General features: G+C 71.3%; 23 protein-coding genes. 11 read left to right on the top strand and 12 right to left on the bottom strand.

Annotation, left to right across the window (positions count from 1 at the left end):
• Positions 1-153 precede the first annotated feature (153 nt).
• Genes ACFWW9_RS39905 through ACFWW9_RS39895 form a run of 3 tightly spaced genes read left to right on the top strand, consistent with a single transcriptional unit; the run spans position 154 to position 2,143 of the window.
• Entirely contained in the window at positions 154-1,392 is a 1,239-nt protein-coding gene (locus ACFWW9_RS39905) for a glycosyltransferase family 2 protein (RefSeq protein ID WP_390387822.1), read from the top strand.
• Positions 1,393-1,428: 36 nt separating this feature from the next.
• Positions 1,429-1,638, top strand: coding sequence for a hypothetical protein (locus ACFWW9_RS39900; RefSeq protein WP_390387821.1), 210 nt, complete (start codon positions 1,429-1,431; stop codon positions 1,636-1,638).
• 25 nt (positions 1,639-1,663) lie between these two features.
• Positions 1,664-2,143: a YkvA family protein gene (locus ACFWW9_RS39895; RefSeq protein WP_390387820.1), complete on the top strand. Its 480-nt coding sequence runs from the start codon at positions 1,664-1,666 to the stop codon at positions 2,141-2,143.
• A gap of 9 nt (positions 2,144-2,152) precedes the next feature.
• On the opposite strand, the gene ACFWW9_RS39890 is transcribed toward ACFWW9_RS39895, so the two are convergent.
• Genes ACFWW9_RS39890 through ACFWW9_RS39880 form a run of 3 tightly spaced genes read right to left on the bottom strand, consistent with a single transcriptional unit; the run spans position 2,153 to position 3,736 of the window.
• Complete coding sequence (locus ACFWW9_RS39890) at positions 2,153-2,377, bottom strand: DUF397 domain-containing protein (protein WP_390387818.1); 225 nt, start codon at positions 2,375-2,377, stop codon at positions 2,153-2,155.
• Positions 2,358-3,275, bottom strand: a complete 918-nt coding sequence (locus ACFWW9_RS39885; protein WP_390387817.1) for a helix-turn-helix domain-containing protein — start codon at positions 3,273-3,275, stop codon at positions 2,358-2,360. The genes ACFWW9_RS39890 and ACFWW9_RS39885 overlap by 20 nt, the downstream gene beginning before the upstream one ends.
• Positions 3,276-3,286: 11 nt before the next feature.
• Positions 3,287-3,736, bottom strand: coding sequence for a hypothetical protein (locus ACFWW9_RS39880; RefSeq protein WP_390387815.1), 450 nt, complete (start codon positions 3,734-3,736; stop codon positions 3,287-3,289).
• Between the two features lie 159 nt (positions 3,737-3,895).
• On the opposite strand from ACFWW9_RS39880, the gene ACFWW9_RS39875 reads away from it, so the two are divergent.
• The 3 genes from ACFWW9_RS39875 to ACFWW9_RS39865 all read left to right on the top strand — a co-directional run bounded on the left by ACFWW9_RS39875 (position 3,896) and on the right by ACFWW9_RS39865 (position 6,997).
• Positions 3,896-4,342 carry a MarR family transcriptional regulator gene (locus tag ACFWW9_RS39875; RefSeq protein ID WP_390387814.1) on the top strand — a complete coding sequence of 149 codons (447 nt, stop codon included), beginning with the start codon at positions 3,896-3,898 and terminating at the stop codon, positions 4,340-4,342.
• A gap of 297 nt (positions 4,343-4,639) precedes the next feature.
• Positions 4,640-5,800 (top strand): S1 family peptidase, encoded by a 1,161-nt coding sequence (locus ACFWW9_RS39870; protein WP_390387813.1) that lies wholly within the window; start codon positions 4,640-4,642, stop codon positions 5,798-5,800.
• A 252-nt stretch (positions 5,801-6,052) separates the two neighbouring features.
• A complete protein-coding gene (locus tag ACFWW9_RS39865; RefSeq protein WP_390387811.1) occupies positions 6,053-6,997 on the top strand; it encodes an SDR family NAD(P)-dependent oxidoreductase in 945 nt (314 codons plus the stop codon).
• Here the strand turns inward: ACFWW9_RS39865 and ACFWW9_RS39860 are convergent.
• On the bottom strand, positions 6,987-7,880 hold the full coding sequence (locus tag ACFWW9_RS39860; RefSeq protein WP_390387810.1) for an AraC family transcriptional regulator: 894 nt from the start codon (positions 7,878-7,880) through the stop codon (positions 6,987-6,989). The genes ACFWW9_RS39865 and ACFWW9_RS39860 overlap by 11 nt on opposite strands.
• A gap of 2 nt (positions 7,881-7,882) precedes the next feature.
• Positions 7,883-8,794 (bottom strand): NADP-dependent oxidoreductase, encoded by a 912-nt coding sequence (locus ACFWW9_RS39855; RefSeq protein ID WP_390387809.1) that lies wholly within the window; start codon positions 8,792-8,794, stop codon positions 7,883-7,885.
• Positions 8,795-9,022: 228 nt separating this feature from the next.
• On the opposite strand from ACFWW9_RS39855, the gene ACFWW9_RS39850 reads away from it, so the two are divergent.
• A complete protein-coding gene (locus ACFWW9_RS39850) occupies positions 9,023-10,393 on the top strand; it encodes an aspartate aminotransferase family protein (protein WP_390387807.1) in 1,371 nt (456 codons plus the stop codon).
• A 6-nt stretch (positions 10,394-10,399) separates the two neighbouring features.
• On the opposite strand, the gene ACFWW9_RS39845 is transcribed toward ACFWW9_RS39850, so the two are convergent.
• Complete coding sequence (locus tag ACFWW9_RS39845) at positions 10,400-10,867, bottom strand: Lrp/AsnC family transcriptional regulator (protein ID WP_390387805.1); 468 nt, start codon at positions 10,865-10,867, stop codon at positions 10,400-10,402.
• 72 nt (positions 10,868-10,939) lie between these two features.
• Complete coding sequence (locus ACFWW9_RS39840; protein ID WP_390387823.1) at positions 10,940-11,623, bottom strand: lysophospholipid acyltransferase family protein; 684 nt, start codon at positions 11,621-11,623, stop codon at positions 10,940-10,942.
• Positions 11,624-11,770: 147 nt separating this feature from the next.
• On the opposite strand from ACFWW9_RS39840, the gene ACFWW9_RS39835 reads away from it, so the two are divergent.
• The 3 genes from ACFWW9_RS39835 to ACFWW9_RS39825 are packed head-to-tail and all read left to right on the top strand — an operon-like array spanning position 11,771 to position 14,953.
• A complete protein-coding gene (locus ACFWW9_RS39835; RefSeq protein WP_390387804.1) occupies positions 11,771-12,973 on the top strand; it encodes a PP2C family protein-serine/threonine phosphatase in 1,203 nt (400 codons plus the stop codon).
• Positions 12,970-14,523: an ATP-binding protein gene (locus ACFWW9_RS39830; RefSeq protein WP_390387802.1), complete on the top strand. Its 1,554-nt coding sequence runs from the start codon at positions 12,970-12,972 to the stop codon at positions 14,521-14,523. The genes ACFWW9_RS39835 and ACFWW9_RS39830 overlap by 4 nt, the downstream gene beginning before the upstream one ends.
• Positions 14,516-14,953 (top strand): response regulator, encoded by a 438-nt coding sequence (locus ACFWW9_RS39825; RefSeq protein ID WP_330878596.1) that lies wholly within the window; start codon positions 14,516-14,518, stop codon positions 14,951-14,953. Before ACFWW9_RS39830 ends, ACFWW9_RS39825 begins: the two co-directional genes overlap by 8 nt.
• Before the next feature lie 150 nt (positions 14,954-15,103).
• Here ACFWW9_RS39825 and ACFWW9_RS39820 read toward each other — a convergent pair whose 3' ends face one another.
• From ACFWW9_RS39820 to ACFWW9_RS39800, 5 genes are read right to left on the bottom strand one after another with little or no spacing between them, the layout of a single operon-like run.
• Entirely contained in the window at positions 15,104-15,688 is a 585-nt protein-coding gene (locus tag ACFWW9_RS39820) for a class I SAM-dependent methyltransferase (protein WP_390387801.1), read from the bottom strand.
• A gap of 13 nt (positions 15,689-15,701) precedes the next feature.
• Positions 15,702-18,116 (bottom strand): beta-glucosidase, encoded by a 2,415-nt coding sequence (locus ACFWW9_RS39815; RefSeq protein ID WP_390387799.1) that lies wholly within the window; start codon positions 18,114-18,116, stop codon positions 15,702-15,704.
• Positions 18,117-18,157: 41 nt separating this feature from the next.
• Entirely contained in the window at positions 18,158-18,802 is a 645-nt protein-coding gene (locus ACFWW9_RS39810) for a TetR family transcriptional regulator (RefSeq protein WP_390387797.1), read from the bottom strand.
• The gene (locus ACFWW9_RS39805) at positions 18,802-19,815 is read right to left on the bottom strand and encodes an MBL fold metallo-hydrolase (RefSeq protein WP_390387796.1); all 1,014 of its coding nucleotides are present in this window, start codon (positions 19,813-19,815) and stop codon (positions 18,802-18,804) included. Before ACFWW9_RS39805 ends, ACFWW9_RS39810 begins: the two co-directional genes overlap by 1 nt.
• 22 nt (positions 19,816-19,837) lie before the next feature.
• The gene (locus ACFWW9_RS39800; protein WP_390387795.1) at positions 19,838-20,140 is read right to left on the bottom strand and encodes a GNAT family N-acetyltransferase; all 303 of its coding nucleotides are present in this window, start codon (positions 20,138-20,140) and stop codon (positions 19,838-19,840) included.
• A gap of 82 nt (positions 20,141-20,222) precedes the next feature.
• Between ACFWW9_RS39800 and ACFWW9_RS39795 the strand changes: the two genes are divergently transcribed.
• On the top strand, positions 20,223-21,084 hold an 862-nt coding region (locus ACFWW9_RS39795), incomplete at its 3' end, for an LLM class flavin-dependent oxidoreductase (protein WP_390387793.1).

Below are 21,084 nucleotides of genomic sequence, written 5' to 3'. Positions count from 1 at the left end.
TCGCGTGAGGTCCCTGTGTGCCGAGGGGGGGTGCGCGGGGGTGGTGCGGGCACTGTTCACCTGCGCGACCAACTGGGGTAATGACCGGTGCTCAGCATTCCGGGGAACACTTGACGCCGAACAGGCGATCGACCTCGGGGAGTTGTGGTGTCAATGCCGACGAACAGGACCGCAGCAGTCACCGTCGTGGGGATCCCCGCGCGCAACGAGGCGACCACCGTCGCCGCTGTCGCCGTCGCCGCTGACGCGGGGCTTCGGGCGGCGTTCCCCGATGGGCGGAACGTGGTCGTGCTGGCCGACAACGGCAGCACCGACGGGACCGCCGAGCGGTTCGAGAGCACCGAGCTGGCCGTGGAGAAGGTGGTCGTGCGGTCTGGTGGGATCGGGACCGGCAAGGGCACCAACGTGTTCGAGATCCTGGACCAGGGCGCGCGGCTGGAAGCGGATCGGGTGTTGCTGCTGGACGCCGACGTCCGGTCGACCGAACCCGAGTGGATCGACCGGTTGGCGACGGCCGTCGACAGCCCGGAGCCGACGATCGCCGTGCCCGCGTACCGGCGCAACCGGTTCGAGGCCAACACGACGAACCACCTCGCCAGCCCGCTGCTGGCCGCCGTGTACGGCGTGCACGTGCAGCAGCCGATCGGCGGCGAGTTCGCGTTCAACCGGGCGTTCGTCGAGCGCGCCCGGACGTGGGCCCGGCCCGCCAGCTCGTACCTGTACGGCATCGACGTGTGGCTGACGGCGAACGCGCTGCGGGAGAACCTGCGGGTGGTCGAGGTGCCGCTGGGGCGGAAGCTGCACAACTCGCCGTTCCCGAAGATCCTGCGCCTGCCCCAGCAGGTGTTGGACTCGCTGTTCCACGTGCTGGGGCACACCGACGGCGTCCGGCCGCTCGAACCGCGGTCGGCGGTGCCGCGCGCGGCCATCGACAGCGCCTCCGTGCGCCCGGACCCGGTCGTGGTAGCCCACGTGACCCACCAGGTGGGTCGTTACCTCCTGGACCACTGGACGGGCGTCAGCGACCTCTTCCCGGCCGCGCGGGACCTGCGTGCCGCGCCGTGGGGGCTGCGGGTCGGCACGGACGAGTGGCCGGAGCTGCTGGCCGACGCCGTGGCCGGGGTCGCGGCGGGCGAACTGGAGTCGACCCGCGACCACCTGGTGGCGCTGTACGTGAACCGGGTGCTGACGTTCTGGGACGAGATCGAGGGACTGGACGGTCCGCGGATCGACGGGCTGCTGGACCGCCAGGCGTCCGCGACGGTGAAGGCCGTGGAGGAGCGGAGCATCACGTTCGGCCGAACGGCCGCACCCCCGGTGTTCCACGAGAACCACTGGGTCGGCTACAACCAGGAGTCCGAACAGCCGCTGGGGTTGAGCGTTCCCGCGTGAAGTAACAAGACGGGCGGTGGGAACGCTCAACAGTGCATGAGCCAACGCGGCGACCTGCCGAGCAAAGGACGATCGAGGTGGCCGAAAGCCCTGGTGCTGCTGTCCGTGGTCTTCCTGGCGCTGGCCGTCTGGAACGGGGTGCTGGCGGTCGGTGACTCCGCCCTCTGGCGCAGCGTCACGGCGGCGGCGTGCGCGCTGTGCGCCGCCGCCCTGATGGTGATCGCCGTCAACGATCGGCGGAGGTAGGGCTCCGGCCGTTAGGCTTGGGACCATGGTCTTCTTCGGCGGTCTCCTGGCACTGCTGGGCTTGGTGACGCTCGCTTTCCGCGACGCCGACGTCCTCGGCATGCCCCCTCTCGGGCTCGGAATCGGATTGCTGGTGCTCGGCGCGGCCTCGGTGGGCTTGGGCCTGCTCCGGAGGGCCCAACGCCGTCGCCGCCGGATCGCCTCGGGCGAGCCGGAACCGATCGGCAACGTGTTCGAACGCGCCCGCGCCCTACCGCGACTGTTGAGGGCCGCGCGCAAGGAGGGCTATCCGGGACTGCCCAAGGGCAGGCTGGCGCTGTGGGGCTTCGCGCTGCTGTACCTGGTGTCCCCCATCGACGTGATCCCGGAACTGCTGCCGATCATCGGGGTCACCGACGACGCCGGTGTCGCCGTGTGGCTGCTCACCAGCGTGTCGGCCGCGACGGGCATGTACCTGCGCTGGGAGAAGGACCGCAAGGGCCAAACCCAACTCCCGCCCCGCTAACCCAGGCAGCTAGCCCAAGCGGCCCAAGAACGCACGCCACTGGACCACCGGGAACGCAAGCACCGGACCGGTGACGTTCTTGGAGTCCCGCACCAGCACCCCAGGCGAGGCGGGGGCCACCTCGACACAGTCACCGTTGGGATCGCCGCTGTAGCTGCTCTTGCGCCAGGCCATCTCGACGCAGTTCTGCTGCCCGCTGGTGCTGTAGCTGCTCTTACGCCAGGTCAGGTCCATCGCGGTCCCCTCGACGGTCGTAAACGCTCGCCCAGCGGGCGAACACCGACCGCGATTGTCCCGCATCCAGGGCCAGACCTTCGAGAACCTCGCTCTTGCGGCGGTACGCCTCGATCGCCGACTCCTCCTCGGTGAAGACGGTCGAGACATCGTTCTCCGCGTAGGCGACCTGCCTGATGGGCTTCGCGAAGCCCATCAGGCTGTAGGAGTGGAGCAGCGCCGGGTGGCCTGGAGCGGAGAGCGGTATCACCCGCGGCCGCAATCGGGTCCACCCGCACAAGAAGGCCAGGTGCATCATCTGGTCATGCATGACCTGGGTGTCGCCGATCACCGACTGCAAGGCGGCCTCATGGATGTAGAAGGTCGCCTCAGGTGACCGGTCGCCGCTCAGCACCTGTTGCCGCTCCAGCCGGGTCTCCACGAAGAAGTCCAACGTTTCGGTGGCGAAGGGCCCGTACTGCTCGATCACCGCTCTGGCATAGGCCTCGGTCTGAAGTAGCCCTGGGATGAGCATCGGCTCGTAGCGGTGCATGGTGAGGGCCGCGCGTTCGTGGATCATCAAGCAGAGCAGGTTGTCGGACAGTCTCCCTTCGTGGGCGCGGATGAAGTGGCCTATGTCCTGTTCGGACGCTATGCGTTGGATTCGTTCCCTGGTAAGCCTGTCGACCCCCAACTTCCCCAGCAGTGTGCCGTAGTCCCATGAGCTGGCGGCGCGCCAGCCGTTCTCCATCTTGCTGAGCTTCCCCGCTGACCACCCCAACTCCTCGGCGACGACCGTCGCCTTGAGGTTGGCGCGTTTGCGGGCCAGGTGCAGCTCCTGGCCCAACTCCCTGCTGCGGGCGGTGGTGAGTCGGGCGTAGTGCTCGGTGTCGGCGGCTGTGCCTGTGCCTGTGTCCATAGTGCCCGAAGCTAGTGGGTTTCGGTCGTGGAATCCTTGTCCAGCGGGACATTCCACTCCGAGGGAGTACCTACGGAGCTTCCATGACCATGGGTCAAAATCTGGCGGGCGAGGCCGGCCTCCCAGATGATCGTCAGGGCGATGATGGTCGGGTTCTTGATGAACAGCAGCAGTCCCACGCGATCCCGGCCCACCAGGGCCTCCAATCCCTGGTCGAACACCAGGAACGCGATGACCAGCAGCGCGAACTGGAAGACCAGCGAGCGCCACCGGTCGCGGAGGAAACCCTTGGCGTTGGACCACTTCCACTCCACGTCGCGGAACGCCCAGCGGATGATCAAGACCACCAGGGCCACGCGGGCGAGCAGCACCACCGCCTCCGAGGCCACCGCGATCGTCGTGGGGACATCGCGGTTGACGACCAGCAGGCGTTGCACCGAGCCCACCAGGGACAGGCCCACCACCGGTACCAGGTGACGGCCGTAGAACCCCAGTGCCCACCGAGGCACCTCCCACGACCGCCGGAACTCGCTCCCCCAGGTGCTTCCCACGTCCTGAACCCCTCTCGAAGATGTTTTAGTTCACTATACTAAAATATCCTCGGCGGTAAAGTGCGGGCCATGGACAGAGGTGCGGCGGTCGGGCGGGAACTGAGCACGGCGGTCGTCCTGTTCCACGAGGCCGTGGGGCAGCGGCTCGGGGTCACCGCCGGGGATCAGCGGGCCCTGACCCTGCTGCGCGGCGGGTCGATGTCGGCCGGGGCGCTGGCGAAGGAGATCGGCCTCACCCCCGGCGCGGTGACCGGGATGGTCGACCGACTGGAGGCCGCCGGGCTGGTGCGGCGGGAGGTCGACCCCGACGACCGGCGGCGGGTGCTGGTGACCGCGACCGAGACGGACAGCGGGCACGACGGGCTGTTCGCCGACCTGAGCGCGGCGATGGGGGCGATGATGAGCCGCTACTCCCCCGCCGAGCTGAAGGTCATCGCGGACTTCGTCGACCGCACGGTGCACGTGCTCAAGGAGCAGACCGCCAAGCTGTCCGACGAGTCCCACCGCCGAGCCTGACGGCCGCCCGCCGGAACCCTCGACGTCACCACCACCGTTGGTGGGTTCGCCCCTCCCGTTGAACCATTTGCGTTCTCGACGATTCACACCTGCGGTGGATAGGCGGCGATAAGCACCGTCGGTAATGTCTGAATTACGGCCGGACTCGCCGACAGCGCACTTCTCCAACACGTCGACACCGCACGTCGACAGCAATGCCACACCGCGCTTCCGCTTTTCGCGCGTATCCGCACACCCTCTTCACGACGGCGGGTTTTCCGGTTCGGCAATTCCGATGGACCTGGAAAGGAAACACGAGTGAAACGAATTGCTCAGAAGTCGGTCGGCGCGTTCGGCCTGGCTCTCGTGCTGGTCGGCGCGGCCCTCCAGCCCGCGTCCGCGGGTGACGTGGCGACCGTGTCGTCGCCGTCGTCGCCGAAGGTCAGCGCGGCGATGTCGCAGGCCCTCCAGCGGGACCTGCACCTGACCGCGGAGCAGGCGGCCGACCGGTTGGCGCGCGAGGAGACCGCCAGAGGGGTCGAGCAGCGCGCCAAGGACGCCTTAGGCACGTCCTACGCGGGCAGCTGGTACGACGCCGACAGCGGCAAGCTCATCGTCCAGACCACCGGGTCGACCGAGGTCAGCGCCCTGAAGGGCACGGATTCCGAGGTGCGGCGGGTCGCGCGCTCCGCGGCCGAGCTGGACGTGGTGAAGTCCGGCATCGACGTGCTGGCCGGCACGCACGCGCCCGCCGCGATCAACGGCTGGCACGTCGACGTGAAGACCAACAGCGTCGTGGTGGCCGTCAACCGGGCCAAGGTCGACGACGCCGCGAAGGCGTTCCTGGACAAGGCGATCGCCGGTCGCGACCACGTCCGCGTGGTGGACGAGGCGGGCTCGCCCGGCACGTTCGCCGACGTCGTGGGCGGGTGGCCGTACTACATCAACTACGCCGCGCGCTGCTCGGTCGGCTTCAGCGTCTACGGCGGGTTCGTCTCCGCGGGCCACTGCGGCACGCCCGGCTCCACCGTCACCGACAACGCCAACAGCACCGTGATCGGCAGCTTCGCCGGGTCCACGTTCCCCTACTACGACTACTCCTACGTCAGCACCTACGGCGGCGTGAACCTGTGGGGCTACGTCGAGGGCTACAACGGCTACTGGTACTACGTCCGCGGGTCCGCCCAGGTCCCGGCGGGTTCCGGCATCTGCCGGTCCGGCTCCACCACCGGCCTGCGCTGCGGCACCCTGGACAGCCGCGGCTGGACCGTGAACTACCCGCAGGGCACGGTGTACAACCTGACCCGCACCAACGTCTGCGCCGAGCCCGGCGACTCCGGCGGCTCCTGGCTCAGCGCCAACCAGGCGCAGGGCGTCACCTCCGGCGGTTCCGGCAACTGCTCCGTCGGCGGCACGACGTTCTACCAGGAGGTCAACCCGATCCTGGCCGCTTACGGATTGACGCTGATCCTGTCCTGATCACGTCCTGATCCACCGAAGTCCAGCCCGCGCCCGGATTCCGCGCGCGGGCTGGACGCTGTGCGCGACAAATCGCGGCAACCCCTATATTGCGGCGTGAACCGTTCGCGATAATCACGGCCGAACGCCATGCCGTCGACGTGAAAACTTTCAGTCCCGCAATTCCTCCGAACGCGGTAGTCCGCGATCCCCGAATCGACGGAGGAAACCGCCCGTTCAGCGACCGCGGTGACCACGCACTACCGTCGGACCGTGACTGTGACAGGTGCGGTGGACTGGCTGATGGACCGGACGATCGGGCCGGGGTACTCCCGGCTGGGGTTCGAGGCGCGACGGCACTTCTGGCCCGCCGACCCGCCCGCGAAGGCGCTCGAGGGCCGCGTGGCGCTGGTGACCGGGGCGAACTCGGGGCTGGGCAAGGCGACCGCCCGAGGACTCGCCGAACTCGGGGCGACCGTGCACCTCGTCGTCCGCGACACCGCCAGGGGCGAGAAGGCGAAGGCCGAGATCCTGGCCGCCGTGCCGGGCGCGGACCTGGTCGTGGACCGGTGCGACATCAGCGACCTGGCCGACGTGCGGGCGTTCGGCGAGGGTTTCGCCGGGCCGGTGGACGTGGTGGTGCACAACGCGGGCGTGCTGCCGCCGAAGCGGTCCGAGACCGCGCAGGGGCACGAGGTGGCGTTCGCGACCGGCGTGCTGGGGCCGTTCCTGCTGACCGAACTGCTCTCCCCCGCGTTGAGGAAGTCGGCGGACGGGCGGGTGGTGTTCGTGTCGTCCGGCGGGATGTACAGCCAGCCGTTGCGGATGGACGACCCGGAGTACCGCCAGGGCGAGTTCTCCGGGGCCAAGGCCTACTCCAGGGTGAAGCGGATGCAGGTCGTGTTGGCCGAGCTGTGGGCGGAGAGGCTCGGGGTCGACGGTGTCGTCGTGCACAGCATGCACCCCGGCTGGGCGGACACGCCGGGCGTGACGACGTCGCTGCCGCGGTTCCACCGGCTGATGAAGCCCTTGCTGCGCACGGCGGAGCAGGGGGCGGACACGGTCGTGTGGCTGGCCGCGTCCGCCGAGGCCGGTCGGGAGAACGGGAAGTTCTGGCACGACCGGCGCACGAGGACCACGCACTACCTGCCGGGGTCGTCGGAGTCCGAAGTGGACCGTCGGGCCCTGTGGACGTTCTGCGAGGCGGCTACCCGCTGACGCGGCGGCGGTACCGGCCGGGCGCGATGCCGAAGTCGCGCTTGAACGCCTTGGCGAACGCGTACTCCGAGCCGTAGCCCGCGCGGGCCGCGACGACGCCGAGCGGGTCGTCGGTGTCGCGCAGGCGGCGGGCCGCGAGGGTCATGCGCCAGCGGGTCAGGTAGGTCAGCGGCGGTTCGCCGACGAGCGCGGTGAACCGCCGGGCGAACGGGGCCCGCGACAGGCCGGAGTGGCGGGCCAGCGACTCGACGGTCCAGGCCGTCGCGGGGTCGTCGTGGACGGCGGTCAGCGCGCGGGCCACCACCGGGTCGCTCATCGCCTCGGCCCAGCCGTTCGGGCACGTCTCCAGCCAGGCGCGCAGGACGTAGAGCAGCAGCGAGTCGACGAGCGCCGCCACGATGCCGTCGGTGCCGCCGCGCGGCTGGTCGAGTTCGTGGCCGAGCAGGCCGACGGCGGCGGTGAGCTGGGGGTGCTCGCCCGCCCGCAGGTGGATCACCCTCGGCACCTGGCGGAGCAGCGGGTGCGGGCGGGCCCGGTCGAGGTGGTAGCTGCCGCACAGCAGGCGGGTGCGGGGGCCGTCCGCGCCGACGGTGATCGCGCCGATCGGGGTGTCCCGCCGGTCGGCGGAGACGTCCTGCGGCGGGGTGGCCGGGTCGTCGGCGAGGGCGTGGCCGTCCGCCTCGGGCAGGAACACGACGTCGCCCTCGCTCAGCCGCACGGGCGGGGTGGCCCCGGAGAGGTCGACCAGCCAGCACGAGCCGTGCAGCACGAGGTGGAAGCCGGTGCCCGTCATGTGCAGGCCCCAGGGGGCGTAGCCGTCCGTGCGGACGGACGCCGGGCGGCCCGTCCGCACGGAGTCGACCACCTCGGTCAGGATGTCCACGGTCAGGGCACCAGCACGATCTTGCCCCTGGTGTGGCCGGAGTCGATGGCCTCGTGCGCCTGCACGACGTCGGCGAGCGCGAAGGTCGCGCTGACGTGCGGGCGGAGCAGGCCGCGCTCCACCAGGTCGGTGACGGCCTCCAGGTCCGGGCGGGACGGGGTGACGGTCGTGCCCGCGAACCGCTTGCCCGCCGCGGCGACCCTGGCCGCCAACTCCGGGTCGTGCTGCTCCTTGATGGTGATCAGCGTGCCGCCGGGGCGCAGCACGGACAGCGAGCGGTCGGACTGCTCCACGGAGTCGAGCACGACGTCCAGGTCGCTCAGCGCGGTGGTGAAGTCGGTGGCGCGGTAGTCGATCACCTCGTCCGCGCCGAGGCTTCGGACGAAGTCATGGCCGGAGGCTCCGGCGAGCGCGATCACGTGCGCTCCCAGCGCTTTCGCGAGCTGGACGGCGAGGTGGCCGACACCGCCCGCCGCGCCGTGCACGAGCACCCGGTCGCCGGGCTTGATCCCGGCCTTCGCCAAGCCCTGCCACGCCGTGAGCGCGGCGAGCGGGAGGGCGGCCGCGTGGACGTGGTCCAGCGACGGGGGCTTGGGGGCGAGGTGGTCGGCGCGGGCGACGACGTACTCGGCGTAGGCGTTCGCGGCCTTGGGGAACGCGGGCATCCCGTAGACCTCCGCGCCGACCTCGAAGTCCGCGCGGGACTCCTCGACGACGCCGGAGACGTCCCAGCCGAGGGTGAGCGGCGGGTCGCCGAGCATCGGGTAGCCGGCGCGGACGATGGCGTCGGCGGGGTTGACGCCGCTGGCGGCCACGCGGACCAGGACCTCGCCGGGACCGGGGGTCGGGCGGTCGACGTCGACCACCCGGAGGACCTCGGGGCCGCCGAACTCGGTCTGGACTGCTGCGCGCACGTCGTGCTCCTTCGTGGTGGTGGGTGAGGAGACCGACGCTACGGAGGGGGTGCGAGACGAACAATAGCCTTCCGTCTCGCCGGGATGTCCGATCGTCTCGCTCGACGACGATCACGAGACGGCCCTCCTTGCGATTGATTCCGTCGCGTGACAGGCTCTTGGTGACGATATTCGCAGCGAATTAGGTGGTTTGACCATGAAGTCGCAGTTCCGGAACCACGGGGAACGATGAGCCGCAACGATGCCGCCGCACTCGCGAAGTCGGCCGAGGACCACCTCTGGATGCACTTCACCCGGCACGGCGACGGGGTGGCCGCTCCCCCGGTGATCGTGCGCGGCGACGGCGCGTACGTGTGGGACGCGAACGGCAAGCGCTACCTCGACGGGCTGGCGGGGCTGTTCGCCGTGCAGGTCGGGCACGGCCGCCAAGAACTGGCCGAGGCCGCCGCGAAGCAGAGCCGGGAACTCGCGTACTTCCCGTTGTGGGGCACCGCGCACCCGGCGGCGATCGAACTGGCCGAGCGGATGGTCGTCGGCGCTCCCGGCGACCTGAACAGGGTGTTCTTCACGGTCAGCGGCGGCGAGTCCGTCGAGACCGCGTGGAAGCTCGCGAAGCAGTACTTCAAGCTGAGGGGCAAGCCCACCAAGCACAAGGTGGTCAGCCGGTCCCTGGCCTACCACGGCACGTCGGCGGGCGCGCTGTCCATCACCGGCCTGCCCGGCGCGAAGCAGGACTTCGAACCGCTGGTGCCGAGCGCGCTGAAGGTGCCGAACACGAACTTCTACCGCGCGCCCGAGCACGGCGACGACCACGCCGCGTTCGGCCGGTGGGCGGCCGACCAGATCGCGCAGGCGATCGAGTTCGAGGGGCCGGACACGGTGGCCGCGGTGTTCCTGGAGCCGGTGCAGAACACCGGCGGCTGCTTCCCACCGCCGCCCGGCTACTTCGAGCGGGTGCGGGAGATCTGCGACCGGTACGACGTGCTGCTGGTGTCGGACGAGGTGATCTGCGCGTTCGGGCGGCTCGGGTTCGACTACGGGGCCAACCGGTACGGGTACCGGCCGGACATGATCACCACCGCCAAGGGGATGACGTCGGGGTACGCGCCGCTGGGCGCGGTGCTGATCAGCGACCGGATCATGGAGCCGTTCCGGGACGGGAAGGCGACGTTCCTGCACGGCTCGACCTACGGCGGGCACCCGGTGTCGTGCGCGGTGGCGCTGGCGAACCTGGACATCTTCGAGCGCGAGGACGTCTACGGGCACGTGCTGCTCAACGAGGACGCGTTCCGGTCCACTGTGGAGCGGCTGCTCGACCTGCCGATCGTCGGCGACGTGCGCGGGGCAGGCTTCTTCTACGGCATCGAACTGGTGAAGGACAAGGCCACCAAGGAGACGTTCACGCCGGAGGAGTCCGAACGGGTGCTGCGCGGCTACCTGTCGTCGGCGCTGTTCGAGAACGGCCTGTACTGCCGGGCCGACGACCGCGGCGAACCCGTGGTGCAGCTCTCCCCGCCCCTGATCTGCGACCAGGCGCACTTCGACGAGATGGAGGCGATCCTGCGGGTGGCGCTGACGACGGCGTGGGACAAGCTGTAGCGACGGCTACTGGGCGCCCCACTGGTACGTCTGCTTGCGCAGTCCCAGGTAGACGAACGCCTCGGTGCCGCGGACGCCGGGGATCGTGCGGATGCGGTTGAACAGCATGTCCGTCAGGTGCTCGTGGTCCGCGCAGACGATCTCGCAGAGGATGTCGAACGACCCGGCGGTCACCACGACGTAGGACGTCTCGGGGATGTCGGCGAGGGCCTTCGTCACCTCGTCGACCGGGCCGTCGACCGTGATGCCGACCATGGCCTGCTGGAACATGCCGACCTGCAGGGGGTCGGTGACGGCGACGATCTGGATGACCCCGGCGTCGGTCAGCTTCTGCACGCGCTGCCGCACGGCGGCCTCCGACAAGCCGACCGCCTTCGCGATCGTCGAGTACGGGCGCCTGCCGTCCTCCTGCAACTGCTCGATGATCCGTCTGGAGAGGTCGTCGAGCGACGCGGCCTCGTTCCTCCTGCTCATGGCCGTATCCTCGCAGGCCGCCGCGGACGTGTCCCAGTCGGATGGACACGGTCGCGGCACGTCGCCCTCCGCTCAGCGGAGGGTGGCCAGCAGGTCGGTGATGGCCGCCATGATGCGGGCGGTCGCCTTGTCGAGGACCTCCTTCGACAGCTCCAGCCCGTAGAGGTCGGACAGGTCGACCGCGGGACCGGCGGCCACGTCCACCCGCTTGCGCGGCAGCGGCCGGGGCAGGAACGAGCCCCTGGGCAGGAGGCGCTGGGTGCCCCACTGGGCGACCGGGACGACCGGCTTGCGGCTCATCAGGGCGGCCCGCGCGACGCCGGACTTGCCCGCCATCGGCCAGCCGTCCGGGTCGTTGGTGAACGTGCCCTCGGGGTACACGGCCACGCACTCGCCGCGTTCGACCGCGCCGTGGGCGCCGCTGAGCGCCAGACCGGCCCGCTGCGTGCCGCGGTCGACGGGCACGTGCCTGCCGGACCGCATGATGGAGCCGACCAGCGGCAGCTTCCACAGGCTGGCCTTCGCCAGGAACCTGGGCACGCGGCCGGACACCAGGGCGAACACCGTCGAGCTCACCGGGTCGGCGAAGGAGATGTGGTTGAACGCCAGCAGCACCCCGCCGGTCTTCGGCACGTGCTCCCGGCCGGTGATCCGCATCGGGATGAACAGCACGACGATCGGCCACAGGACGTCGATGGCCAACCCGAACCAGAACCCGCGTTCCCGCCGGGGCAGCGTCTTGGTCAGCGCCGCCATCTGGCGCACGGTCAGCGCCTTCGAGGACTCGTTCACACCAGGATCTTCGGTCGAGACCCGTGAACGGTTCCGACCGGGGGCGGGAAAAGGCCTCGTAGCGCTCGCCGCGAGGGCCTCGCTGATCTCGGTCGACTACTCTCCCCGCTCGTGCCCAGCCTCATCGAAGCGGATCAGGTCCTGATCCCCGCGCGACCGGTGCGCGTGCTGCTCGTCGAGGACGACGAGGGGGACGCCGTCCTCGTCGAAGCCCTCCTGGAGGAGGTCGACGCGCCGGTCGAGATGACCCGCGCGCGCAGCCTCCAGGAAGCCGAGAAGCTGCTGCCGACGGCCGACTGCGTGCTGCTCGACCTCGGCCTGCCGGACACCACCGGCCTGGACGGCCTGCGCCGCCTGCTCGCGCAGTCCGAACCGGCCGCCATCATCGTCCTCACCGGCCTCACCGACGAGCGCCAGGGCACCAGGGCCGTCGCGGCGGGCGCGCAGGACTACCTGGTCAAGGACCAGGTCGACGGCGCGATGCTGATCAGGGGCATCCGCTACGCCGTCGAGCGCAAGCGCGCCGAGGAGATCACCCGCCAGCTGCGCGACGAGCAGCTGCACGCCGCCGAGAAGACCCGCCTGGAACGCGGTCTGCTGCCGTCGCCGATCATGCACGGCGACGACCTGGGCCTGGAGTCGCGCTACCGGCCCGGCGGCAGCCGGATGCTCCTGGGCGGCGACTTCTTCGACGCCGTGCGGCTGGCCGACGGCACCCTCCAGCTCATCATCGGCGACGTCTGCGGCCACGGCCCGGACGAGGCCGCGCTGGGCGTGTGCCTGCGCATCGCGTGGCGCGCGCTGGTGCTGGCCGAGCAGGAGCCGTGGAAGGTGCTGCGCACGCTGCACCAGATCCTGGTGCACGAGCGCCACCAGCCCGGCCTGTTCACCACCGCCTGCATGGTCACCATCTCGCCGGACCGCCGGTGGGCGCGCGTCTACCTCGCGGGCCACCCCGAACCGATGCTGCTGGTCGGCGACCAGGTCGTGGAGCTGCCGCGCGACCGCGCGGGCCTGCCGCTGGGCGTCTTGGCCGACAGCACGTGGAGCGGCCTGGACGTGCCGCTGCCGCCCGGCTGGACGCTGATGCTCTACACCGACGGCCTGGTCGAGGGCCGGGTCGTCGGCGACACCGAACGCCTCGGCTCCGACCGGCTGATCGGCCTGATCCAGGGCATGGCGGGCAACGAGCCCGACTGGCCCCGCAGGCAGTCCTGGCTGCTCGACACGCTGATCTCGCGGGTCGAGGACCTCAACGGAGGCGAGCTCGACGACGACATGGCCGTCCTGCTCCTCTCGGAAAGGACCCGATGACCTCCACACCGGACTACACCACCCGGTGGCCCGCGAAGCGGCTGCTGTTCGCCGCCGTCGCGATCCTCATCCTCGTGTCCGGCGGGGCGGTGGGCGCGGTCGCCGTGTCGCTGTCCCGGCTGACCGACGCCCGGCTGCTCGTGCTGGAGCAGGTCGGCCCGGCGCGGCGGCACGTGCAAGAGCTGCAGAACGCGATCGTGAACCAGGAGACGGGCGTGCGCGGCTTCGCCATCAGCGGCCGCGACGAGTTCCTCCAGCCCTACCTCACCGGGCAGGACGCCGAGCGCACCGCGATCGGCAACGCCCGGACCCGGCTCGGCCCCGAGCTGCCGCGGTTCAGCGGCGAGCTGGACCGGATCCAGGGGCTCGCGGCCGCGTGGCGCGCGGGCTACGCCGAACCGGTGATCACCCAGGTCCGCTCCAAGGGCCCCAGCGTCGAGGCGGCGTCCGCCGACCAGGGCAAGACCCTGTTCGACGCGCTGCGCACCGCGACGGACGACCTGGAGGCCAGGCTGGCCGTGGACGTCGACGCCGCGCGGGCGCGGTTGGACGACGCCGCCAGCGTGGTGCTGTGGCTGGCCATCGGCGCGGGCGTGCTGATGGTCACGATCATCACCGTCGTGGCCGTCGTGCTGTACCGGATCCTGATCCTGCCGCTGGCCGGGCTGGCCCAGCAGGTGCGGACGGTGGCGTCGGGCGACTTCCAGCGCGGGGTCGACGTGACGGGCCCGCGGGAGATCGTGATGCTCGGCCACGACATCGACGGGATGCGCAAGCGGATCGTCCAGGACCTCGACTCGGTCCGGGAGGCCCACGAGCGGCTGGACGCCCAGTCCACCGAGCTCCAGCGGTCCAACGCGGAGCTGGAGCAGTTCGCCTACGTGGCCTCGCACGACCTCCAGGAGCCACTGCGCAAGGTCGCGAGCTTCTGCCAGCTGCTCGAACGCCGCTACGGCGGCCAGCTCGACGAGCGGGCCGACCAGTACATCGGCTTCGCCGTGGACGGCGCCAAGCGGATGCAGGTGCTGATCAACGACCTGCTGGCGTTCTCGCGGGTCGGCCGGATGGCCCGCGAGCACACCCTGGTCGACCTGGACGACCTGGTCAGGCAGGTCGTCGGCACCCTCTCCCCGGCGATCCAGGAGCAGAACGCGGTCGTCGAGATCCCCGACGGCCTGCCCACGGTGCGCGGCGAGGCGTCCCTGCTCGGCGGGGTGTTCCAGAACCTCATCGGCAACGCGCTCAAGTTCCACGGCGATGACCCGCCCGTCGCGACCCTCGCCGTCGAGCGCGTCGACGCCTTCTGGACGTTCACGCTGCACGACAACGGCATCGGGATCGACTCCGAGTACGCCGAACGGATCTTCGTGATCTTCCAGAGGCTCCACCACAAGGACGCATATCCCGGTACGGGTATCGGCCTCGCGATGTGTCGCAAGATCATCGAGTACCACGGTGGCACCATCTGGCTGGACACCAGCCAGGACACCGGCACCACCTTCCGATTCACACTGCCCGTCGTCGAGGAATCCGAGACCCCCCATGAGTGACTCACTGAGCGTGATCGACGTCCTGCTGGTCGAGGACGATCCCGGCGACGCGTTGATGACGCAGGAAGCCTTCGAGCACCACAAGATCCGCAACTCGCTGCACATCGTCCGCGACGGCGTCGAGGCGCTCCAGTTCCTGCGCCGCGAGGGCGAGCACGCGAACGCCCCCCGTCCGGGCCTGATCCTGCTGGACCTGAACCTGCCGCGGATGGACGGCCGGGAGGTGCTGGCCGAGGTGAAGGCCGACGAGCGCTTCCGGTCGATCCCGGTGGTCGTGCTGACGACGTCGGAGGCGGAGGAGGACATCCTGCGCAGCTACAACCTGCACGCCAACGCGTACGTCACCAAGCCGGTGGACTTCGACCGGTTCATCGAGGTCGTGAGGCAGATCGACGACTTCTTCGTCACCGTGGTGAAGCTGCCCCGATGACCTTGGTTTGACCCGCGGCCGGGTCGGGTAGTTGACCTTCATGAACAAGGGGTCAAGCGCACGCGGCAAGTTCGACACGCTCCGCCCGCCGGGCCGGTCGCGGCGGGGCAGGCCGTCGCAACCGGCGCCGCGGCGCTAGTCCTCGGGCGGCTACCCCGCCCGGTGCGCGCTGACCGCGTAGTCACCGTCCGTGTACGGCTCGCGGTCCCACGTGGACCAGCGGTCCTCCAGGGTGAGGCCCGCGGCGGTGCACCAGGTGTCGTAGTCGGCGAGCGTCGGCCAGCCCTCGCGGAGGGCGAAACCGGCGATGAGCCTGCCGCCGGGGTTCAGGTGGGCGGCGCACGTGGTGATCGCGGCGGGTCGCGCGTCGGCCGCCACGTACGGGACGACGTTGCCCGCGAGGACGACCACGTCGAACCGCTCACCGAGGTCCATCGCGGCTAGGCCGACGTGCTCCCAGCACAGGTCAGGGGCCTTCGCGCGGGCGGCGGCGATCATGTCCGCGTCGAGGTCCGCGCCGACCACGTGGACGCCCCGGCGGTGCAGCTCGACGCCGACCCGGCCGGTGCCGCAGCCGCCGTCGAGCACCGAGCGCGGGGCGTAGGCCATGACCAGGGCGACCTCGCCGTGCGGGTCCTTCCCCTCCTCGGCCATGCGCTTCCAACGGTCGTCGTAGGTGTCGAAGTCGACCCGTTCACGCCAACGGGTCCAGTCGGAGGGCAGTTCGGTGGCCACCCGCCGAACTGTGTCAGACCTTCAACGCTCCGGTGAGCCGGGTGTCGCCGTAGTCGTGGCCGACCTCGACCGCGTAGCCACCGGACAAGGTCGTCCAGCCTCCCGCCTCCCACGCCCGCACGGCCCGGCGCGGTAGCTCGATCACGGCTTCCGCGGTCTGCCCAGGCCCGGCCTCCACGGACGCGAAGCCCGCCAGCCAGCGGGACGGGCGGTCCGCGACCGGGACGTCCGGGGTGAGGTACACCTGCACGACCTCGCGGCCCGGTCGGGCGCCGGTGTTGCGCAGGCGGACGGTCACGGTGGCGAGCGACTCGGTCGGTTCGACGCGCATCGACTCGTACTCCCACGTCGTGTAGCCGAGGCCCGCGCCGAACCAGAACGCGGGCGCGACCGGGCGACCCTCCCAGCCCCGGTAGCCGATGAACAGGCCCTCCCGGTAGGTCAGCACGCCGTCCACCGGGTCCACGTCGAGGACCGGGCTGTCGTCCTTGTGGACCGGCCACGTCGTGGGGAGGCGGCCGGTCGGTTCGGCGCGGCCGAACAGGACGTCGGCCAGGGCGAACCCGCACTCCTGGCCGGGGAACCAGGTGAGCAGGACGGCGGCCACGTCGTCCAGCCACGGCATCTCCACCGGGGAGCCCGCGTTGACGACCACGACGGTGCGGGGGTTCACGGCGGCGACGGCGGCGACCATGTCGTCCTGGCGGCCGGGCAGCGCGAGGGAACGGCGGTCGAAGCCCTCGGACTCGACCTCCTCGGTGGTGGCGACGACCACGACCGCGACCTGCGCCGCCGAGGCCGCGACGACGGCCCGGTGGATCAGCTCGTCGTCGGTCGGGCCGGGTTCGGCGTGGCCGAGGGTGATGCCGACGATCGGGCCGATCCCCGGCCGCACCCACGTCTTGTGCTCGAGCGTCACGAGGACCGGCCCCTCCACCACGGTCTCCACGCGGTGTTCGGGGTGCAGCAGGATGCCCGCCGCCGGGTCGTCGTCGTAGCCGACCTGCGTGCCGGTGTAGAGCACCTCGCCGTCGACGGTGAGGACGAAGTCGCCGATGCCGCCGACGCCGAACCGGTGCTCGCCGAACACCAGCGGGCGGAACCACGCGCTCAGCTCCACGGCGTGCAACCGCGCCGGGTCGACGCCGTCGGGCAGCTTGCCGGTCCAGCCCGTGACCGCCGCCTCCAGCAGCAGCCGTCCCAGCTCGACGCCCTCGGCGTCGCGGAACACCAGGCGGAACCCCGACTCGCCGGTCTCCGGGTCCGTCCACTCCGGACCGTACGCGGGCGGCAGCTTCGTGCGCGGGTCCACGCCGGGCTCGTAGGCCAGCTCCACGCCCTGCGCGCGCAGACCGTCCAACGGGGACACGACGTGCGGCGGGAACACCGTGACACTGCCGCCGCCGAGGACGCGGGCCTCCTCCGCGGCCACGCCGATCAGCGCGACCGTGGGCGCGGCGAGCGGCAGGACGCCGTCGTTGCGCAGCAGCACGAACGAGCGCGCGGCGACCTCCCTCGCCAGCGCGTCGCCGTCGATCGCGGCCTCCGGCCGGACCGGCACCGCGGGCTCGACGCCCTCCAGCAACCCGACGCGGCCCGCGAGGCGCAGCACGCGGCGGACCATCCCGTCGACCACCGCCTCCGGCACCTCGCCCGCGCGGACGGCGTCGACCAGCTTGGCGCCCCACGGGTTGCCCGGCCCCGGCATGGCGACGTCGAGGCCGCCCAGCGCCGTGGCGACGGTGGTCTTCGCGGCCGTCCAGTCCGACACGACGACGCCGTCGAACCCCCACTCGCCCTTGAGCAGCCCGTTCACCAGTGCGTCGTGCTCGGACATCGTGTGGCCGTTGACGCCGTTGTACGCGCTCATGACCGCCCACACCCCGGCCTCCACGATCGCCTCGAACGGGGCCAGGTACACCTCGCGGAGCGTGCGCTCGTCGACCGCGGCGTCGAGGACGAACCTGGCGGTCTCGGAGTCGTTGGCCACGAAGTGCTTCACGGTCGCGCCGACACCGCCGTCCTGCACGCCCAGGACGTACCCGACGCCGATCTCGGCGGTCAGCAGCGGGTCCTCGGAGTAGCACTCGAAGTGCCTGCCGCCCACCGGCGTGCGGTGCAGGTTGACCGTCGGGGCCAGCAGCAGGTGCGCGCCCTTGCGGCGGGCCTCCTGGGCGAGCAGCCTGCCGACGCGGCGGGCGAGCGCGGGGTCCCAGGTGGCGGCGAGCGCGGTGGGGCTGGGGAGGACCACGGCGGGGTCGTCCGGGCCCCAACTCGTGCCGCGGACGCCGATCGGGCCGTCGGACATGACCAGCGAGCCGAGGCCGATGTGCGGCACGGCGGGCAACGACCAGACGTCCTGCCCGGCCAGCAGACCGACCTTGGTCTCCAGGTCCAGCGCGGCCAGTGCGGTCTCGATCGGGTCCATGGTTCTCCTACCGATCGGTCGGTCGGTTCGCGACCAGCACGTTACCCGGCGTGGGTGGCCAGCGGAACCGGTACCGCGGTCGCCAGCAGGGCCACGACGGGCTCCGGGTCGAGCGCCGACGACCTGATCAACCGGGTGGCGTACGCGCGGAACGCGGCCACCATGTCGACCGCCTCCGGGCGCAGCAGCCACTGGAGTTGCAGGCCGTCCATCACGGCGACGACCTCGCGGGCGAGCTGGGCGCAGTCGACCTCCGGGCGCAGGCCGTCCGCCCCGGCGCGCAGGCCGACCTCGATGGACGCCGTCACGCGCTCGTACCGGCCGGTGAACCACGCGCGCGCCGGGTGGTCGTCCGTGACGCTCTCGCCGGACAGCGCGGTGTAGATCTGCACCAGGCCGCCGAGCCTGCGGTTGCGGTCGACCAGCCGGAGCAGGGTCACCAGCAGCCGGGGCCCGGTGCCGCCGTCGAGGTCGGCCATCCACTCGACGTCCAGCCGGTCGCGCGCCTCCAGCACGGCGATCAGCAGGTGCTGCTTGGTCGGGAAGTGGTGCAGCAGACCGGCCTGGCTGATGCCCGCCTGCTCGGCGATGCCCGCGAGCGACGCCCGGTGGTAGCCGTGGTCGGCGAACACCATCATCGCCGCGTACAGGATCTGCTCGCGGCGGGCCACGCCCCGGTTCGCCATCAGACGAGGGTAGCGCTGTAGTGGACGACTCCGTCCACAGTGGACGCGGCGAGTCGTCCGTCGCGCACCAGCACGTCCAGGTGCGCCGCCGTCTCCCCCGCCGCCAGCACCTGGTTGAACAGGTTCAGCTCGTCGAACCTCCGCTGGCGGCGCGTCCAGCCGAGCCTGCGGGCGGTCTCGTACGCGGTGGCCGTGCCGCCCGCGACCGAGTCGACTGTGGCCTCCAGCCGGTCCTCGTGGTGCTTGAGCAGCTCGTCGACGCGGCCGTGGACGCTGTCGGCCACGGGGCCGTGCGCGGGCAGCAGCCGCATGTCCGGGAACTCGCGCATGAGCCGCAGCGAGTCCAGGTAGTCGCCCAGCGGCAGGTCGGCGCGCGCGGGCTCGAAGCCGATCGACGGGGTGATGTGCGGCAGCACGTGGTCGCCCGCGAACAGCAGCGACGACCCGGCGTCGACGAACACGACGTGCCCGGCGGTGTGGCCCGGCGTCGGCACGGTGCGGAGCACGCGCGTGTCCAGGTCGACCACGGTGTCGGCGGTGAGCCACTCGTCCGGGGCCTCGTAGGCGGCGGACGCCTTGGCGTCCAGCGGCAGGATCAGCGCCCGCCAGCGCTCGGCGAGGTCCTGCGCGCCCCAGACGACCAGGTTCGCGAGCTGCCCGTCGGCCCGACGGCTCAGCACGCGCTCCATGGACGGCTGCTCGCCAAGGCCGAGGCCGATGCGCGTGCCGAACCGCTTCCGCAGCGCCACGGCCAGCGTGTAGTGGTCGCGGTGCATGTGCGTGACGAGGAACCGGCGGATGTCGCCGAAGCCGTGGCCGAGCGCGTCGAGGGACGCCTCCAGCCGGTCGGTCGCCTCGTCGAGCGCCCAGCCCGCGTCGATCATCACGACGCCGTCGCCGTCGTCGATCGCGTACACGTTCACCGTGTGCAGGCCGTCGTTCGGCAGCGGCAGCGGGATCCGGTGCACGCCCGGCGCTACCTCGAAGACACCTGGCTCCGTCCAGTCCGTCATGGTTACCGGACGGTAGCATGGGTCACAGGCCGAAGTGGGCGCGCCGATCCTCGGGCACGAGGTCCAGGTACTCGGGGTGCTTCGCGATGTAGCCCTTGACGAACGGGCACTGCGGGAGCACCGCGACCCCGGCCCCGCGGGCGTCGTTGAGCGCGTGCTTGATCAACGTCGACGCCAGGCCCTTGCCCGCGAACGCGTCGTCGATCACGGTGTGCGTGAACATGATCTTCCCCGCCGAGCGCACGTACTCCGCGTAACCGGCGAGCGCCCCGTCGTGCACGACCTCGTACCGGTGCAACTGCACGTTGTCCACCACGGTCGCCATCGGTCGGCCTCCACCCTCATCACGGGACACGCGGGCCGGTGGCCCGTCCGCCCACGGTAGTCCGACGGGGCAGGATGGCACGATGGACGTCTACCTGCTGATCCTCGGCGACCACCTGCCCGACCCGTGCACCGGCGCGGTCGTCAGCGAGGCCGCGCGGCTGCGGGCCGTGGTGGAGCAGGCGGTCGTGGCGGAGGAGGCGGGGTTCACCGGGGTCGCCATCGGCGAGCACCACTTCACCCGCTACATCGTGTCCGCGCCGGAACTGCTGCTGGCGACGATCGCCGCCCGCACGTCCACCCTGCGGCTGTCCACGGGCGTGACGCTGCTCGCCCACCGCGACCCCGTGCTCGTGGCCGAGGAGCTGGCGACGCTGGACGTGCTGTCGCTGGGCCGGGCGGAACTCGTCGTGGCGCGGGGCGTGTCGCCGCGCACGGACGCGGTGTTCGGCATCCACTCCGACGAGCTGCGCGCCCGGTTCGACGAGAACCTGCGGCTCCTGCTGCGCTTGCTGGAGGAGCCCGACGTCACGTGGCAGGGCCGGTTCCGGCCGCCGCTGCAAGGCGTGACGACCACGCCCCGGCCGTTGCAGCGCCCGCACCCTCCCGTGTGGATCGGCAGCGGCTCGGCGGTGTCCGCGGACCTCGGCGTCGAACTGGGGATGCCGCTGATGCTGCCCAGCACCCTGCGCGACCCCGGAACCCACCGCCCGGTCGTCGAGCGGTACCGGACCGCCATGGGCGCGAAGGGCCGTGTCGCCCTGCCGAGCCACGTGTTCGTCGCCCCGTCCTCCGCCGAGGCGCGGCGGAAGTGGCGGCCCCACCTCGGCGCGTACGCGACGTTCGCCGACCCGTGGCGCGGCGACGGCGACGTGGACGTCGACCTGCTGATGGAGGGCGCGGCCGTGTGCGGCGACCCCGGCGAGGTCACCGACCGGCTCAACC

It is taken from the genome of Umezawaea sp. NPDC059074, from assembly GCF_042738955.1.
In the GTDB taxonomy this organism is placed as follows: Bacteria; Actinomycetota; Actinomycetes; order Mycobacteriales; family Pseudonocardiaceae; genus Umezawaea.
The sequence above is the reverse complement of the archived record's forward strand: the minus strand, read 5'-3'. Positions and strand labels throughout refer to the sequence as shown.